We start from the raw sequence: 16,901 nt of genomic DNA, 5'->3' as shown, positions 1-16,901 counted from the left end.
ATGGCAGGTTCTGAAACAGGCAACGACATCGGTATCGGCGCCCAGGAGGCCGACACGGACCTCTATGCCTTTCCTTGTTCGCTGGCCCAGGCCCGCTTCTGGATCCTGGACCAGATCACCCCGGAAGACCCGGCGCTGAACGTTGCAGTGCGTTGGCGCTTGCGCGGCCGGCTCGACGTCGCCGTGCTCCAGCAGGCGCTGAATGCGGTGATCGACCGTCACGAGATCTTGCGCACCAGCTATCGCGACGTCGATGGAGAGCCCGAGCAACTCGTTCATCCCGACGCATCGATCCAGCTTCCGGTCATCGATCTGACCTTGCTGCCGGAAGCGAGCCGTCACGAGGAAAGAGAGCGCATCAGCCAGATCGAGGCGCGCAAGCCTTTCGACCTTACGCGGGTGCCCAATCTTCGTGCGACCCTGCTGAAAGTCGGGGCCGAGGAGCACATCATCCTGGTTACCGTCCACCACATCGCCTGTGACGGCTGGTCGGTGGGGATCATCGCACGTGACATGATGGAGTTCTACCAGGCCCGGCTCCGGCAGCGCGCGCCCAAACTGGCCGATCTTCCTCTGCAATATGCCGACTTCGCGGCGTGGCAGAGCGAATGGATGAAAGCGGACGCGCTCAAAAACGAGCGGGCTTATTGGACCTCGCAACTGGCCGGATTCAAGCGCTTCGATCTTTCTTCCGACAAGCCGCGCGGGGGAACGGGGGCTGCGCCGGCGCTCATTGTGGGGCGTCAGTTGCCCCGCACATTGACCGATGCGATGTCCGCCCTGGCAACGGCGGAGGGCTGCACGTTCTTCATGGTCGGGGCAGCCGCGTTGATGTGTCTCCTGCATCGCCACAGCGGCTCCGAGGACATTACGGTCGGTACGCAAATCGCCGGGCGAGATCGGGTCGAGCTCAACAACATTGTCGGCCCCTTCATCAATACCGTGCCCCTGCGCAGCAGGATCACTGGAAATCCGAGCTTCCGGCAATTGCTGGCCCATATGCATGACGTCATCGAGGGCGCGCTGCTCAACCAGCATATGCCGATCGAAGACATCATCGCTATTGCCAAACCGGTGCGCGAGCCCGGTCGCAATCCGCTATTCTCCGTCAACCTGATCTGCCAGCGTTCGTTCATACCCACCGATGAGCGCCCGGAACTCAGCCTGATCGACATGCCGTCCGTTTCGCCGGGCGCGCTTTATGATCTGAACTTCTTCTTCGTCGAGCGCCCCGATGGCTGGCGCATGTCCTGCGAATACGACACCTCGCTCTATAACAAGGAGACTGTGGAGGGGTATCTCGCCCAGTTGCAGGACCTGATCGACGGCCTCGTTGCCGATCTGGACCGGCCGGTGGGCGAGGGGGCCAGCCCGGCGCCCGTTCGCGCGCCTGCCCCGCAGCTGGCATCTGCGCGCGCACCCGGGCTTCCCGATGGTCATGTGCGCGTGGAAGCCGAGCTTGCGGACATCTGGGTCAACATCCTCAAGGTGCCGATCCTCAATTTGAAGGACAATTTCTTCGCGCTTGGCGGGCATTCACTCTCGGCGTTCCGCATGCTTTCGCGGGTCGAGAAGGTCTTCGGCAAACGCATTTCCTTTGACGAATTGCACAGCCACCCCACCATCGGCGAGTTGGCCAAACTTCTGGGCGGGCCCGTTATCACGGAGGCGAAGGGGGCCGTGGTCATGCAGCCGCATGGCGCGAGCACGCCCATCTTCGCTTTGCACGACACCTTCATTTACCAGGAGCTGGTCAACCATCTGGGGGAGGATCAGCCCTTCATTTCGATCCCGTTGCCGGCCTTCGTCGAGGGAGGCGCGGAAACCAGCCGGGCGGAGATGGTGGAGCACTGCGTGCGCATCATCGAAGAAGTGCGCCCGCACGGCCCCTACATCCTGCTCGGCTTTTGCGCCGCGGCTCGGCTCAATGTCGCCGTCGCCCGGCGTTTGATCGAGAGGGGGCACACAATCGAACTGTTCGTGACGCTCGATGCCTGGGCTCCTGGCTATTCGAAGCGTCAGTCGCGGCTGAAGGGAATGCTGGGACGATACTCCTATCAGATCCAGTCAGGGCTCTACTATGCTCGTTGCCTCGTCGGTGGTGCGGAACAGCGCCGACACGCCTTGAGGCGCATTCGCCTCTTCCTGAAAGCGGTGTTCGGCCGGAAATCGTTCGAGGATGGGCCGGATGACGATGCACGGATCGGCCATTGGGTGGTCGAGGCCGGCAGAGACGAAGGCGGCACGCCGCTTCCCATGCCGATCCTCGCCTTCCACAACGAGAACATGCCGCTCGGCTATTTCCTCGACAGGACCATGGGTTGGAATGCTCTGACATCGAAGGGCGTCACCATGGTTTCGGTGGCAGCGACCCATGAGGAGCTTATTCGCCGCACGGCCTCCAGGACGATCGGCGACGTCATCAACGCAACATTCAAACAGCTCTCCGGCCGCTGAGGATCTCCATGCCAGCCTCTCTCATCCGATCGCCGGTATGGTCGAGCAGAAGAAAGGGGCTCGTGGGAGTGCTTTGCCTTGGGGCGGCATTGCTCGCGGTCGGTCTCGGTGTCGCAAGCCTCGCGCGGGCCGGCGATCCCGAGGTTGCAGTTACGCTGGTGCCATTGTCGGGGTTGTGTGGCGACAAATCCGCCGCTCTGCCAAGCGATGTCGCCGGTCGCCTTGCTGTCAGAGCCTGGTATGCCAAGCAGGTCGCCGGCGCCGGCGCCGGGGCTATGCCTCGATCGCCCGTCATATTCTTCAATGCCGGCTGGGGGGGCAGTGTCGAGGGCCATATGAACCAGATCGACGCCCTGGTTCACCGCGGCTATGTGGTGATCGGAGTCGATCAGAAAGATCCCGAAGCCTACAGGCAGTTCGTCGATTTTTCGGGCGAGGAGGCATTCGTGCGCACCCGGGCGGCCGTCAACCTCAAAGCCGGTGCCTTTGCCAAGGATAATAGCATCGTCCTCGACATCCTGCGGGCAGCTGCCCCCTGTGCTGAGGACGGCGATGTCGCCTCCGTGCTGAGGAGGCTCGATTTCGAGCGGGTCGGCATCATAGGCTATTCGTTTGGTGGTGCAGTCGCCGCGGAAACCAGCAGGCAGGACCCGCGTTTCAAGGCGGCAGTCAATCTCGATGGCTGGTTGTTCGGGGATGTCGGCAGGCTCGGCTTGAGCCGGCCTTTTCTCGAAATCAGTGACGATAGCCCGTTGCCTACGGCAGCCGACCTCAATTCGAGCGATACCGTGCTGCGCATGACGTCCAAATTGACGGACGAAGACTACACGCATGTTCTGGCCAATATGGAACGATATGGCGGATATTTCCTCGTCATGGCGGGGAGTCGGCACCAGAGCTTCGTCGACGTCTCCCAACGGTCGTTCCTGGCGCGGATGGCGTCCCTGTTGCCGAGCGCCAGAAACACGGTTGCGGCCGTGAACACTTATGCCGGCGCCTTTCTGGACCAGTATGTCGCCGGTGAAAATTCCGATCTCGGCAAGCTCATCGCTTCACGGGATAGTCGCGTCAAGATTGTATTCGCCAAGGCACCGGTGATGGAGGTGACGCAATGAGAGAGCGGCCAGCCATACCTCGCCGGGGCCACGATCGATGCGCGGATGTGATTCGCAGTTCGCGTTCGCGGGTCACGAAATCGCCACGAAGCGACATATTCCGGTCCGAGGGCGCCTCTGCTGTCGACGGCAGGCGCGCCGATGTCGGAAATGGAGGATATCATATTCCCCAAAGTCTGTGGTTGGCGGGGACAATCAAACGAGCAAAGCCTGGAAGCTCTTGCGGCGATTCTGGAAGGTTTTTCTTCTAACCTGTTGAAAGGAAAGAGTGTTTCTCAATGGTGTGCGACACGGGTCCGTAGATCGAGCCCGTTCGTATGCTTGGTGCTGTGCCTTCGACAAGCAGGAATCTGTTGTTGGTGAGGAGTGCAATTATACCTGTTCGATAGGTAACACAGTGCTTCCCTAACGGCATAAGGCGAGCTAATACGTCGACGCCGTACTTTGGACGGATTGGCCTCCTAAAAGTATCACGTCGGTGTCACGGAGCCTGGGGTCTAACGTAACGCATCATACAAAACTCCATGTGCTACTTGGCATTCTTATGGAGTTTACAAAGAGGCCGATACATAGTAGTAAGTAGCTTGAAAAACTATGCTTGACTGTTGCTGCGTTGATTGGCGGCATATGGTTATTCTAATCCAAGCATAGAATAAAAATGCTCAGAATTGAGTGCGCTGGTTGCCAGAATATTGACTGCCATGGTGCTGCTTTTTCAAGCACGCGCGTGGTATTTGTCGGATGACTTGTTTGGAGATTGAGACTGTGACTGATTATTCCGCGAGTAGCCAAGCTTTGATGCCATTTGCGGTAGGTTCAGTGCTGCCGTTGAAGTCATCTTCCTCTGTAGTTGAGCTTAGGAGGGAGGGACGTATGGAAGACAGCCTTCAAGATGACTCCGCTTCTGGCAAACTCGACCAGGATTTGCAAACCCGGATCGTCATCATTGATGAGAATGCTCTGTCGCGCAGCTGTCTGATGCGTTGTCTTGCTGCGAGTGAAGGAAATTTCGTTACGGAAGGATATTCGCGTATCGCGGATTGGGAAGCAGCCGGCGCGGCTGTGACCATGCCGATCGTCCTTCTCTGCGCGACGGGACGGAAGGCCACGGACACGGCCATACGGCGCGATCTGGATCTTGTCATCCAGACGGCGCCGGAAGCCCGGGTCATCCTTGTTTCCGACTATGAGGAACCGACGGAGATCGTGGCTGCTTTGGAACGGGGCGCGAAAGGCTATATCGCGATGAGCTCCAATCTCGATGTTGCGATTGCCGCTATTCGACTGGTGCGTGCTGGCGGTACTTTTGTTCCGGCTAGTGGCCTGCTGTCGTCGCGGTCTCAAAGCGTCCAGGCGAATGAGGAAGGCGAGACCAGCGGTCGTTCCCGTCAGACCGTCTTTACGCAAAGGCAGCTCGAGGTGATCGATCGCTTGCGCCAAGGCGAGTCGAACAAGCTCATTGCCTACAAGCTCAATATGGGAGAGTGCACCGTCAAGGTGCATGTCCGTAACATCATGCGTAAAATCAAGGCGCGCAATCGCACCGAGATTGCCTTCTTGACCAATGAGCTGTTCTGAGATGCCGCGCCTATCGCGTTTTGTGATTTGATGGAGTCGTCAAGAATCGTAAGGACGCGTCAAACCAAAGAGTTGGAGCAAATTCGCGTTCGGTCATGAGCGCGCTTTGTTCTAGGCGCCGACGTCGATACACCGCCCCGATGCCGTAAAGGCATCGGGGCGGATTTGTTTTGATGTACGGGTTACCAGCCCTGATAAGAAGCGTGCGCGGTGCGCCAATTCGGATCGGGAAGGCTTGCGGCGGTAGGGGACGGCATCTCGGTGGCCGAGCAGTTCCGCATCAGTCGCCGGTCTGAAGGTTCGACTTCTCACGGCCGGACAACTCGGACCGGCCAAGTTATGCGGTCCAAGTTATGCGGGCGAAGTTATGCGGGCAGGGTCTCTGTTTTCATCCGTCGCGAAGCGGGCGGCGCACCGCCTTGCCTGTCCTGCAGCCAGACTTCGAGATCGGCGGCTTTCAAGGGATGACTTAGCAAATATCCCTGGGCGATTTCGCAACCCAGTTCCTGCAGCATTTGCTGCTGCATTTCGGTTTCCACGCCTTCCGCGACGACCGCGATGTTGAGGCTCTGGCCAATGCTGTTGATTGCCGTCACCACGGCAAGCGCACTGGGGTCGGTTACCATTCCCTCGATGAAGCTACGATCGATCTTCAGCTCGGAGAAAGGGATATGCGTCAAGCGGCTCAGGCTTGAATAGCCTGTACCGAAATCATCCATCGACAACCCGACGCCGAGCGCCTGGATGGCGGCGATGGTTGCCAGGGTGGTCGGATGATCGTCCATCATCACGCCCTCGGTGATCTCGAGCATCAAAGTATGCTTGGGAATATCGTATTGGCGCATCAGATGGGCCACCACGTCCGGCAGATTTCGGTTGCGGAAATGCAAGGGGGACAGATTGACCGAAATCGCCGGGATGTGGTGGCCGGCAGCGCGCCAGACAGCCATCTGGCGGCAGGCCTCGCTGAGAGCCCAGATCCCGATTTCATCGATCAGGCCGATCTGCTCGGCAATCATGATGAAACGGCTGGTGGAAATGTCGCCCAGGACGGGATGTGCCCAACGGATGAGAGCTTCGACACCGTGTAGAGTGCCGTCCGCGAGATTGACTTGGGGCTGATAGAGCAAGCGTAGTTGCTCCTGCGAGACTGCTTCGCGCAAGGCCGCACCGAGGATCACCCGCTCCTGCGCGCCGTCGACAACCTCATGCTCATACAGGAAAACGGCTTCGTGCCCGGCTGCCTTGCCCTTGCAGGCGGCGGAATCGGCTCGTTTCAACAGCGTTTCGACATCGGTGCCGTTGTCGGGATAAAGGCTGATGCCGATGCTGATGGAGATCGGCAGCAGCAGATCCGCAATCGCAAAGGGTTTGGCGACAGCGTCAACGAGCTTCCTGGCGACCATTGTGGCATAGGCGCTGTCGGCGTCGGGCAGGATGATCACGAAGACATCGCCACCGAAGCGCCCGACAATGTCGATGGGCCGAAGCTGGTTCTGCAGGCGGGTGGCGATCTGGCCGAGGATCTGGTCGGCCGTGGAATGGCCGAAGGTATCGTTGATGTCCTTGAAGCGCTTGATGTCGAGGCGCAGCAGCGCCATCTTGCCTTGCTTCTCGCTGGCTTCTGCGATCGTCTGGCCGGCCTTTTGGTAGATCTGCCGGCGATTGGGCAGGCCCGTCAGCATGTCGAAATAGGCAAGGCGATTGATGTGCTCCTTGGCCTCATGTTGCTCGATCGCCAGGGCGCAGAGATGGACACAGGCCGAGACGATCTCCTCGTGCAGATAGCTGGGGCCTCGCTTTTCGCGGAAGTAGAAGGCGAAAGTGCCGGCAACCCGACCATCCCGCAGCTTGATGGGAACGGACCAGCAGGCACGCAGGCCCAAGGGCAGCGCCAGGCCCTTGTAGGGCGCCCAAAGCGGATTGGTCTCGATATCGTCGACGAGCACGGGTTCGCCGAAATAGGCCGCCGTCCCGCACGAGCCGACGCTGGGACCGATTGCGATCCCGTCCAGAGCGTCCGAATAATATTGGGGCAGGCTCGGGGCGGCGAGGGGATGCAGCAGGCCGTTCTGATCCACCCTCAGAATGGTCGAGATGACGTCCCGCGTGATGAACTCCGCTTTCTTGCAGATGAATTCCGATACGTTCTCCAGCGAAGCGCCGGATACCAGTTCCTCCAGCACCGTGTTCTGGAGTGTCTGGATCATGCGTGCAGGGGTATTGCTGTGAATGGTGACGATCGTCTCCGTGACGTTCTCATCGATGTCGCGAATATGATCGGTATAGATCAGCAGCGTGATTTCATTGCCGAACTTGTCGTGACCGTTGATTTCCTCCAGGCCGCCTCGCTTGGCATTGACGAGGCGCTCGAGGCTGAGACGAGTCGCCGAAGGGGTGGCCTTGCTGACGAGCACTGAAACCAGCGGACGGCCGATCACGTCCTCGGATTGATATCCGAGCATCTTTTTGAAGCTGGGGTTGATCCAAACGATTTCGCGCCTGGCATTGAGGACCGCTACCGCCTTATCGCTCTCCTGAACAGAGCGTCCGAGGAGGTGAATACCTCTGTCACGCGTAAGTGGCATGCTTGTTCCCAATGTGCCCTTGTCATGCCTGACGATCATTGGAGCATCTCGGTGCAGCAGACAACGAAATCCAGGTAGCCAATAATGCTATAGCACTCCAGCGGTCTTGTTAAGACTTCATCGGTGATTGGCATTGGGCGTATCAGAATCCGAGGTCAGAGCAGTGTTTGTCAGGCTATTCGAGACTTTCAATGTCGGCAGTTGTCAGGTCTTGATCGCGTTTTCATGACTGAAAGAGCTCGCTGGTCATGCAGACGAGTTCGGTTCTGTTGCGAGCCTGTATCTTTTTCATCATGTTTCGAACGTGAACTTTCACCGTGCATTCGCTCATGTTGAGTTTGTGAGCGATGACTTTGTTCGGATCACCCTTGCGAAGATTTTCGAGCACGGTCAGCTGCCGTTCGGTCAGCAAAGCAGAGGCACGCCTCTGCGGTTTGGTTTCCGCAGCAGGCGAACTGGCGCTCCGCGCGGAAAGCAGGCTGCTGGCGGGAATGAACGTGCCGCCGACATTGACGAGATTGACGGCGCCGATGGTCACGTCGAGATCCAGGCTCATCGGGACATAGCCCTTGGCGCCCCGTTCCAACGCAGCGACCATGCCGGAGGGATCCTCGACATCGGAGATCACGATCACCCTGGCGTCGGCTGCCGCCTGCAGAATGCTATCCAGGCCCTGGTGAAGCGCGGCTTCGGTTGCCTGGCGCCCAGTGGCGCACAGCAGGATGATCGGTGCAGCGGTTTTGGCCGCTGCATCCTGCCATTCGCGGATGCTCCCATAGGCACGGACTTCAAATTCGCTGACGGCATCGCCCAGGCAGCGGGTCAGGCAGTCGCGCGTGAAGGTGTTGTCGTTGATAATGCTGATCGTGGCCTTTTCTGCCGCGACGTCCTTGTCCTTGCGGACGGAAGGAGCTTCGACACCGCGCTCGTCGAAGACCCGCCTGTCGCGCTGGTACTGCAGGGGCCGCCGCCTGTCGAGGATGGTGGAAGCGTCTGTGAGGGCGATGTTCATGTTCAATCCGCAACGTGTTGGTACTATGCTGACTAAGGGGCAAGTTATGCGAGATCGATGATTTGGTCGTTAGCTTGGAGTCCGCAGACATAGCAGTGAGTACAAATTCCGAGGCAATCAGGCTCGGACTTGGTAGAGAAGTGACTCCAACGGCGTAGGAGCCCCCTACGCCTTGCCAGTGCTGGTGCGGAATAGGAGATCGAGGATTCGAGCTCTTTTGCCGTATATCTACCTCCCGTTCGCCTGCACCATCAGTGACTGCGGCGAGGGGGCGGGCGGAGTTTGCGACGGATTTGCGCTTCCGTATAATCGATAAGAATTTCTATGATCTGTCAGTCAGAGCGGTATGATTTTATGAAATATCCCTTGGGCAAGACGCAACCTTACCGTGCGACATGCAGCCTCGGGCAACAGGCTGGATGCGGCAATTCACTTGTGCATAAGGTAAAGGAGGGTGGGCGAAGCGTGCTGAAAAGTCTCTTTTGAAGATTTCCGTTGTTGTTCATAATAACAAGTGCGGCCGCCACCTCGAGGCGCCGTCGGCAAAGTATGTGAGCTCCCGCTTTTGGGTGAGCCTGCCGCGAGAGCGAGGAAAGCAGAATGGACGATGGCGCGTCCCGCAACGATCAGCAGCCGGCTTCAGGAGCCCAGGCGTCGCGTTCCGGCAAGGAGCGCCGTCGTTGGTCGCGGCAGCCCAGTTCATCGCAAAGTGACGGTCCACCGCCACCTCCCGCGCTGACGCCCCTGATTTTTTCGACCGAGGAATTGCCACCTGGCGAGCAGTTCGATGCCTGGCAGGTGCTCAATGCGCCGCTTGCCGATCTGACGTTGCCCGACGGCGTAACGGTGCAGGAGGGGTTTGCCGCACGTCAGGTCGCCTGGAATCTCGGTGGCATGCTGGTTGTGCAGCAGAAGGCGGCTGCCCACAGCTACCATCGTTCCGCGGCCAAGCTTCGTTCCAGTCTCGTCGACCACTGGGTGATCATCTTCCGGCGCGAGGGAAAAGCCTGGACCGAAGTCGGTGGGCGTGTCGCCGAGAGCCAGCCGGGAACGGTCGAGATCCGTTCCCTGGGCCACGCTTTCCGGGGCAGGATGCTCGAATCGCAGAGCCTGGCGCTGTATTTGCCTCGTGATCTTTTTGCCGATTCCACTGCGGTGCTCGATGCCAACAACAACCGGATTTTGTCGCGCAACCTTGCTGGCCTGCTGGTCAGTCATGTTGACAGCGTGGAGGCACGGCTGAGCGAGTTCAGCAAGGATGACCTGCTCGGCGTAGTCAATGCCACCAGGGATATGATCCTGGCTTGCGTGGCTTCCACCGAAGAGCGGGCGATGGTGGCCACCAAGCAGGGAACGGTGGCACCCATGGAACGTGCCCGGCGCTTCATCCGCAGCAATCTGCAGACGACTGCCATTACCCCTGAGCTGCTGTGCCGGGAACTCGGCATATCACGGACCCATCTCTACCAATTGTTCGAGCCGAGCGGCGGTGTGGTTCACTATATCCAGAAGCAACGCCTGCTTGCTGCCCATGCTGCCCTCAGCGATCCCTCGGACCGTCGCCTGATTGCTGAGATTGCCGAGAGTTTCGGATTTGCCTCCGCAGCCGATTTCAGCCGCGCTTTCAGCCGGGAGTTCAGCTACAGTCCTCGCCAAGCCCGCAGCGCGCCCGCGCCGAGCCGTCTGATGAAGGAGGGAACCCGGGACGCAGACGGCCTGCCGTCGTTCGAGCGTTGGCTCAGGGCCTTGGGAAGCTGAAACATTTTGCGATTTGATGCAGCCGCCTGGAAAAGGATGCGTCCACACAGGGGAGTTGGAGCAAGGCGCATTCAGGCTTGAAGGCGTTTTGCTCCGGATGGCGATGGCTCGATGTCGTGATCGATTGGCCCTGACGCCGTGCCTCGCGTGATGGGCAGCTTCTCTGCGCAGTGCGTTTCAAAGGGAAGCAGGCATGTCTTCGAACAGGCGAAGCAACGATCGGCAAGGAGATGGCGCGGACGAGAGCAAGCTGGCCATTCCTGCCGCTGTTCTCGAAGGATGGGCCGCTACCGCCGATATCTTGGTTGGTCTCCTGGAGCATGCGGCTGCCTTTGTCATGCGAGGGATCGGCGAAGGTGGCGAGATCATCGCTGTCAGCCACGGGCCGGGCCAGGCATATCGAGCCGGTTCGACGGCAAGCCAGATTGCTCTGCAGCGTTTCAGCATCGCGGTTGCACGCGAAGCCGGCGAACACGCACCAGACGGTTCCGATCGGGAAAGCCGACGAGCAGGGACCGTCATCGACATAGCGGCAGGGCAGGCTTTCCTCGGCGCGTCGATCCGTGGACCGAAGGGAGAGGTCTTCGGCACGCTGATGGTTCAAAAGCAAGGTGAGGCGGGGTTCTCGTCAGCCTACCAGCGCCTGCTCATCCGTTTCCGGAACGAGATCGAGCATGATGTGAAGCTGCTCTTCCTCAGCGGGAGCGAGATGCAGCGCGACGGCAAGCGGATCGAAACCGAAAAGCGCCTTGGCGACAATCGTTTCAGCTTGCTGCTGGAACATGTGGCTGACGATTTCTTCGTCCATGACGATCAGGGAAGATTCCTCGACGTCAACCATCACGTAACCCTCAGCACCGGTTTCACCAGGGAAGAGCTCCTGCGGATGTCGGTGCCCGACATCGTCGAGGATTTCGACCTGGCATGGGCGAGGAGCGTGTGGGCCGAGGCCGAGCCGGGCGTCGCGACGACACTCTATGCCAGGCATCGCCGCAAGGATGGTTCGGTTTTTCCGGTCGAGGTTCGGCTTTCGTGCCATCTCTATCAGGCTCGGAAGACCTTCTTTGCCACCGTGCGCGACATCAGCGAGCGGGTCGAGGCCGAGAATGCCAACCGCAGGCACAACGCCGAGCTCGAGATCAGGGTTGCGGAGCGCACGGCCGAACTGCGCAAGACCACCGATCTGCTGCAGACGGTTTTCGATGGCACCACGGATGCCATTTTCCTGAAGGATCTGGAAGGCCGCTTCGTGATGCTCAACCAGGCGACGGCCCGTTTCCTGGGACGGCCTGCGTCCGAAATTCTGGAGCGGGATCTTACGGCCGTGATCGATCCGGAAAATGCAACCCGTATCCTGCGGACCGATCGGGAGATCATGGCGCGCGGCAAGGTCGTGACCATGGAGGAAACCTTCGTCGTCAACGGCACCAGGCGCCATTTCTTCGTGACCAAGGTTCCAAGGCGCGATGAGAAGGGTGACGTGATCGGCTTGATCGGCGTTTCCCGTGACATGACGGATGTCCGCGCCACCGAGACGGCTTTGCGCCATAGCGAGGCGCGCTGGGAATTCGCGCTCAATGGTGCAGGCGACGGATTGTGGGATTGGGACCTGCGCACCGGGAATGTCTTCTACTCCCGGCAATGGAAGGCAATGCTGGGGCATGCCGAGAACGAAATCGGGCCTACACTCAAAGAATTCATCGATCGCATCCATCCGGATGACCTGCAGGCGAGCTGGGCAGCGGTGGAACGGCACATAAGCGGCGAGGCTCCGGACTTCGTCATTGAGCTGCGCATGCGGGCCAAGGACGGATCCTGGCGCACGATTCTCGATCGCGGCAAGGCCATCGAGCGCGATGAGGATGGTTCGCCTCTGCGCATCATCGGAACCCACACCGACATTACGGCGCGCAAGCAGATCGAAATGGAATTGTCGGCGCGTGTTCGGTGGTTGTCCGAGATGATGGAAAACCTGCCGATCGGAGCCGCTTTCGTGACCGATGACCGGATCCTGGTCAACCGTGCTGCCGAAGAACTCACCGGGTACGATAGGCAAGAACTGTCGATTCCCGATGCGTGGTCGCGGCTTTTCGGTCGCGATCTATTTGAGGCTCTTGTCTCCGATTCGAGCACTGATCGGGCCGGCCGGACCTATCGCACCGGGCAGTACGGCTTTTTTCGCAGGGGCGGAGCGCCGCGCCTGGCGGAAGTGGCTGCAACCCAGGTTGGCGATCACGCCATCTGGCTCATGCGCGACATCACGGAGAGCAAGGAGCTGGAAGCCCAGCTCAGCTCCCTTGTCGACAACCTGCCGCATGGGGCCGTCTATCGCCTGGTGCAGACGCCCGATGGAAAATTGTCGTTGCCCTATGTGAGCGCCGGCATCCTGGCACTGACCGGCGTGCCGGCCAGCGAGATCATGGAACGGCGAGGGGCCTTCGTTCAAACGATCCATGAAGACGATCTGCCTCGCTACAACGCATTGCTCGAAGATTCGCTCTCGCGCGGCAGCGTCTTCGACTGCCAGTTCAGATCTCGCACGCGGGACGGCCGGATTCTCTGGCTCCATTGCCGTTCCGCTCCCCGCTACCAGGCCGATGGCACGGTGATCTGGGATGGTGTCATGCAGGATATCACCGCCCGCAAGCAGGCCGAGGATCTCATCGTCGCCCTCAAGGAGCGTATGGAGCTTGCGATCAAGGTCGGCGGCGTCGGCATATGGGACATGAACGCCCAGGACCAGAAATATATCTGGGATGACCAGATGTATGTCCTCTACGGGCTGGAGCACGACGCTTTCGACGGTAGCCTCGAGCGCTGGCTTTCGTTGCTCCATCCCGACGACGTCGACCGCGTGCTGACACAATGGCAGGAGGCCATCGCCAGGACGGGAACGTTCGAAAGCGAATTCAGAATCGTGCACCCCGATGGCGCCATCCGGCATATTCGAGGCCAGGCCGAGGTCTTTCGTGCCGATGACGGCTCGGTACTGCGCGCTCTGGGCATCAACCAGGATGTCACCGAGGAGCGGCGCACGGCCCAGGCTCTGATCCAGGCTCGCAAGGCCGCAGAAGCCGCCCAGGCGGCCAAGGGCGAGTTCCTGGCAGTGATGAGCCACGAAATCCGCACGCCCATGAATACGGTGCTCGGCATGACCCGGCTGGCACTGCAGGCCGAGCGGGACCCCAAGCAGCGCAACTATCTCGATAAGATCAGCGCATCGGCGCAAACGCTGACCTCCATCCTCAACGATATTCTCGACTACTCGAAGATCGAAGCCGGCAAGCTCGAGTTGGAGGAAAGCGAATTCAGGCTGGAGGCCGTGCTTGAATCAGTCGCCGCCGTGACGGCCATGAAAGCCGAGGAGAAAGGCATCGAGATCATCTATGCGGTGGCGCCGGATGTGCCATCGCGCCTCGTCGGTGACTCGCTCCGGCTCGGCCAGGTGCTGATCAATCTGGTGAACAATGCCGTCAAATTCACCCACAAGGGCGAGATCGTGGTGTCGGTCGACGCCAAGCAGGCGGCTGCCTCAAACGCCGTCCGGCTGCAATTTGCCGTGCAGGATACGGGGATCGGCCTCGGCGCCGATCAGGTCGCCGGCCTGTTCCAGGCTTTCGCCCAGGCGGAGAGGCACGTCTCGCGTAAATATGGCGGAACCGGCCTGGGACTGGCCATCTGCAAGCGCCTCGTCGAAGGCATGGATGGGCAGATCTGGGTATCGAGCACGCTGGGCAAGGGCAGCACCTTCTATTTCACGGTCGAGCTCAGGTCACCGCGGCGCGCTGCCTCCCATGATGGGACCCTGCGTTCGGGGGAATTGAAGGGCAAAAGGGTCCTGATCGTCGATGACAATGCCAGTGCCCGCGAAACATTGGCAGGGATGGTGCATGATTTCGGCATGGAGAGCCATGTCGTCGATTCCGGCAAGGCCGCGTTGGCGGCGCTGAGCCAGGCCCGCGAAGAGGGACGGTCCTTCGAAGTCGTTCTGATGGATTGGCGCATGCCCGGCATGGACGGCCTGGAAACCGCAGCGCGGATCAAGACCGATGCAAGGCTCAAGAGCACGCCGGCCGTTCTGATGGTGACGGCCTATGGTCGTGAAGAGGTGCTTCGACGAGCCGAGCAGCTCGGTCTGCACGGTGTGCTCGTCAAGCCGGTCACCGTGTCGGTGATGTTCAACACCATCGTCGGGGTCTTTCACGATGCCGCGAATGGGCCCCCTGTCGTTCTTGGCGAGGAAGCGGGCGAGATCTTGCCGCCGCAGGCGCAGGACGAGATCCTGGCGGCACTCACGGGCCGGCGTATTCTGGTCGTGGACGACAATGCCTTCAATCGGGAGGTCGTCGGCGACTTCCTGCAATTGGCCGGCATGCATGTGGACACGGCGGTGAATGGCCGGGACGCTCTGGACAAGCTGGAAGCGGCGGCCTACGACGCTGTCCTGATGGACGTCCACATGCCTGAAATGGATGGTCTGACGGCCACACGCAGGATTCGCGCACAAGAGCGCTGGGCTTCCCTGCCCCTGATTGCCCTGACCGCTCAGGCCCTTACCAAGGATCGTGAAGCCAGTCTCGCGGCAGGCATGAACGCGCATCTGACCAAGCCGATCGACGAATTGGCTCTCTATAGGACATTGATGGAATTGCTCCCTGCGCCCTCCCTCGCACAGGATGCCGAAAACGAGACGCCAGACATGGCGGAAGGGCGTGTTTCGGGGGATATTTTCGCGTCAATGAGCGGGGTGGATCTATCCGCGGCCCAGAAACGCCTGGGCAATAGCCGCGAGCGATTGCAGCGCCTGCTCCAAGGGTTCGTTCGCGATTTCAGGGAGGCTCCCGCGCAGCTTGATCAGGCGGCACTGCGAGGGGATGCCGCAGCCGTTGCAGCGCTCGCGCATGCCGTCAGGGGGGCTGCTTCCTATCTGGATGCCCATGAGTTGTGTGCGGCAGCAGCTGGTATCGAGGAGATTTCTCGCGGTGGGGACGTCGATGAGGTCCGGCTTCTCCTTCCCGCGTTCCGGGATGACCTCGCATTGCTGCTCAGCCAGCTCGATCGTGTTGCCGCACAAGCTACGGCTGGAGGGTCAGGGCCAGTGAGGGGCGGTCTGCGCAAGGTTCTTGACCTCATCGCAGCCGCAAAACCCTTGTTGCAAAGCGGTGACTATGCCGCTTATGCCATTCTTGGTGATGTTGTCGCCGAGCTCTCCGGAACTGTCGAAGCCGAAAGAGCAAGAGCGATCCTGGGCCATTTCGAGGAACTTGAACTGGTCGAGGCAGAAACCCTATTGCAGCAATTGAACGCCGATCTGGAACAACGGGTGTTTGAAAGATCTCAAGAGTGAGCGATGCTTTTCCGCAGACGGTGCTGATCGTCGACGATGACCGGATCAATCGGACGATACTGGCGGAGCTGCTGCAGCGTGAATGTCGAATACTCCTGGCGAAGGATGGGCCGAGCGCTCTGCAGCGTGCACAGGACGAACGAAGCATCGACTTGATCCTGCTCGATGTCTCAATGCCGGGTATGGACGGCTACGAGGTTTTGCGTCGACTGCGTTCCGAGCCCCAGACCGCCAATATCGCAGTGATCTTCATCACTGCCCTTACGGATGAACAGGACGAAGAACGCGGGCTTTCGCTGGGCGCTGCCGACTATGTCTTCAAACCGATCAGTCCCGCCATCGTCAGGGCCCGCGTGCGCAACCATCTCAAATTGGTGGCGCAACGCAATGAACTGGAGCGCCTGTCGGAAAAGGACGGCCTGACCGGAATCGCGAACCGGCGCTATTTCGACAAGGCGTTCGAGCTGGCCTGGCGGCATGCCGTCCGCTCCGGCGATCCGCTCAGCGTGGCCATGATCGATGTCGATCATTTCAAGGAATATAACGACCATTACGGTCATGGCGCCGGCGACGAAGCGCTGAGGCAGGTTGCCCAGGCCCTCGCGCGGGCCGCCGGCCGCCCCTATGACGTCGTCGCCCGGTATGGCGGCGAGGAATTCGTGATGCTGCTGCCGGGACTGCATGAATTGGAGCCACTGCTGGAGAGACTGAGGCAGGCGGTGCTCGATCTCGATCTGCCGCATGCCAGGTCACGTACTGCCGAAGCGGTAACCATCAGCTGCGGCGGAGTGGTGGCGTTCGTGTCGCAGACGGACAAGCCTGCCGCATTGCTGGGCTGGGCCGACAAGTTGCTGTATCGGGCCAAGCAGCAGGGCCGCAACCGGGTGCTGGTCTGGCAGGGGCAGAAGGAAGGCCTCTTCCTTCCCGTGGGACAGGGTGGAACAAGTAAGCCACCAGGAAAGCCGCTGTGAGGCAGTACCGGGTAACCGGTACCACCAGCACGGCGAGAGTAGGGGAGAGCCCGCCGCCAAAAGCCTGCGGCTCTG

8 protein-coding genes are annotated in these 16,901 nt (G+C 60.1%); 6 read left to right on the top strand and 2 right to left on the bottom strand.

From position 1 onward, the window contains the following. The 3 genes from ABXS05_RS04615 (at nucleotide 1) to ABXS05_RS04605 (ending at nucleotide 5,150) form a co-directional block, all read left to right on the top strand. Nucleotides 1–2,457: a condensation domain-containing protein gene (locus ABXS05_RS04615; RefSeq protein WP_367623086.1), complete on the top strand. Its 2,457-nt coding sequence runs from the start codon at nucleotides 1–3 to the stop codon at nucleotides 2,455–2,457. 62 nt (nucleotides 2,458–2,519) lie between these two features. Next, a complete protein-coding gene (locus ABXS05_RS04610; protein WP_367623085.1) occupies nucleotides 2,520–3,572 on the top strand; it encodes an alpha/beta hydrolase in 1,053 nt (350 codons plus the stop codon). Nucleotides 3,573–4,445: 873 nt separating this feature from the next. After that, a complete protein-coding gene (locus ABXS05_RS04605) occupies nucleotides 4,446–5,150 on the top strand; it encodes a LuxR C-terminal-related transcriptional regulator (RefSeq protein WP_311935170.1) in 705 nt (234 codons plus the stop codon). A 365-nt stretch (nucleotides 5,151–5,515) separates the two neighbouring features. On the opposite strand, the gene ABXS05_RS04600 is transcribed toward ABXS05_RS04605, so the two are convergent. After that, the gene (locus ABXS05_RS04600) at nucleotides 5,516–7,738 is read right to left on the bottom strand and encodes an EAL domain-containing protein (RefSeq protein WP_367623084.1); all 2,223 of its coding nucleotides are present in this window, start codon (nucleotides 7,736–7,738) and stop codon (nucleotides 5,516–5,518) included. Nucleotides 7,739–7,961: 223 nt separating this feature from the next. Further along, a complete protein-coding gene (locus tag ABXS05_RS04595; protein WP_311935165.1) occupies nucleotides 7,962–8,750 on the bottom strand; it encodes a LuxR C-terminal-related transcriptional regulator in 789 nt (262 codons plus the stop codon). 600 nt (nucleotides 8,751–9,350) lie between these two features. On the opposite strand from ABXS05_RS04595, the gene ABXS05_RS04590 reads away from it, so the two are divergent. From ABXS05_RS04590 to ABXS05_RS04580, 3 genes are all read left to right on the top strand, one after another. Beyond that, nucleotides 9,351–10,508: a helix-turn-helix domain-containing protein gene (locus ABXS05_RS04590; RefSeq protein ID WP_367623083.1), complete on the top strand. Its 1,158-nt coding sequence runs from the start codon at nucleotides 9,351–9,353 to the stop codon at nucleotides 10,506–10,508. A gap of 193 nt (nucleotides 10,509–10,701) precedes the next feature. Continuing rightward, on the top strand, nucleotides 10,702–15,855 hold the full coding sequence (locus tag ABXS05_RS04585; RefSeq protein ID WP_367623082.1) for a PAS domain S-box protein: 5,154 nt from the start codon (nucleotides 10,702–10,704) through the stop codon (nucleotides 15,853–15,855). Beyond that, the gene (locus tag ABXS05_RS04580) at nucleotides 15,852–16,826 is read left to right on the top strand and encodes a diguanylate cyclase domain-containing protein (RefSeq protein WP_311935161.1); all 975 of its coding nucleotides are present in this window, start codon (nucleotides 15,852–15,854) and stop codon (nucleotides 16,824–16,826) included. The genes ABXS05_RS04585 and ABXS05_RS04580 overlap by 4 nt, the downstream gene beginning before the upstream one ends. The last annotated feature ends 75 nt before the right edge of the window (nucleotides 16,827–16,901 follow it).

It is taken from the genome of Labrys neptuniae (assembly GCF_040797145.1).
Taxonomy (GTDB): domain Bacteria; phylum Pseudomonadota; class Alphaproteobacteria; order Rhizobiales; family Labraceae; genus Labrys; species Labrys neptuniae.
Note: the sequence above shows the minus strand (reverse complement) of the source record. Positions and strands in the feature narration are given on the sequence as shown.

What these genes read in the sequence shown, in the direction of transcription:
- ABXS05_RS04615 (WP_367623086.1), top strand. Translation starts at nt 1, where the DNA reads ATGGCAGGTTCTGAAACAGGCAACGACATCGGTATCGGCGCCCAGGAG.
- ABXS05_RS04600 (WP_367623084.1), bottom strand. Translation starts at nt 7,738, where the DNA reads ATGCCACTTACGCGTGACAGAGGTATTCACCTCCTCGGACGCTCTGTT.
- ABXS05_RS04595 (WP_311935165.1), bottom strand. Translation starts at nt 8,750, where the DNA reads ATGAACATCGCCCTCACAGACGCTTCCACCATCCTCGACAGGCGGCGG.
- ABXS05_RS04605 (WP_311935170.1), top strand. Translation starts at nt 4,446, where the DNA reads ATGGAAGACAGCCTTCAAGATGACTCCGCTTCTGGCAAACTCGACCAG.
- ABXS05_RS04585 (WP_367623082.1), top strand. Translation starts at nt 10,702, where the DNA reads ATGTCTTCGAACAGGCGAAGCAACGATCGGCAAGGAGATGGCGCGGAC.
- ABXS05_RS04590 (WP_367623083.1), top strand. Translation starts at nt 9,351, where the DNA reads ATGGACGATGGCGCGTCCCGCAACGATCAGCAGCCGGCTTCAGGAGCC.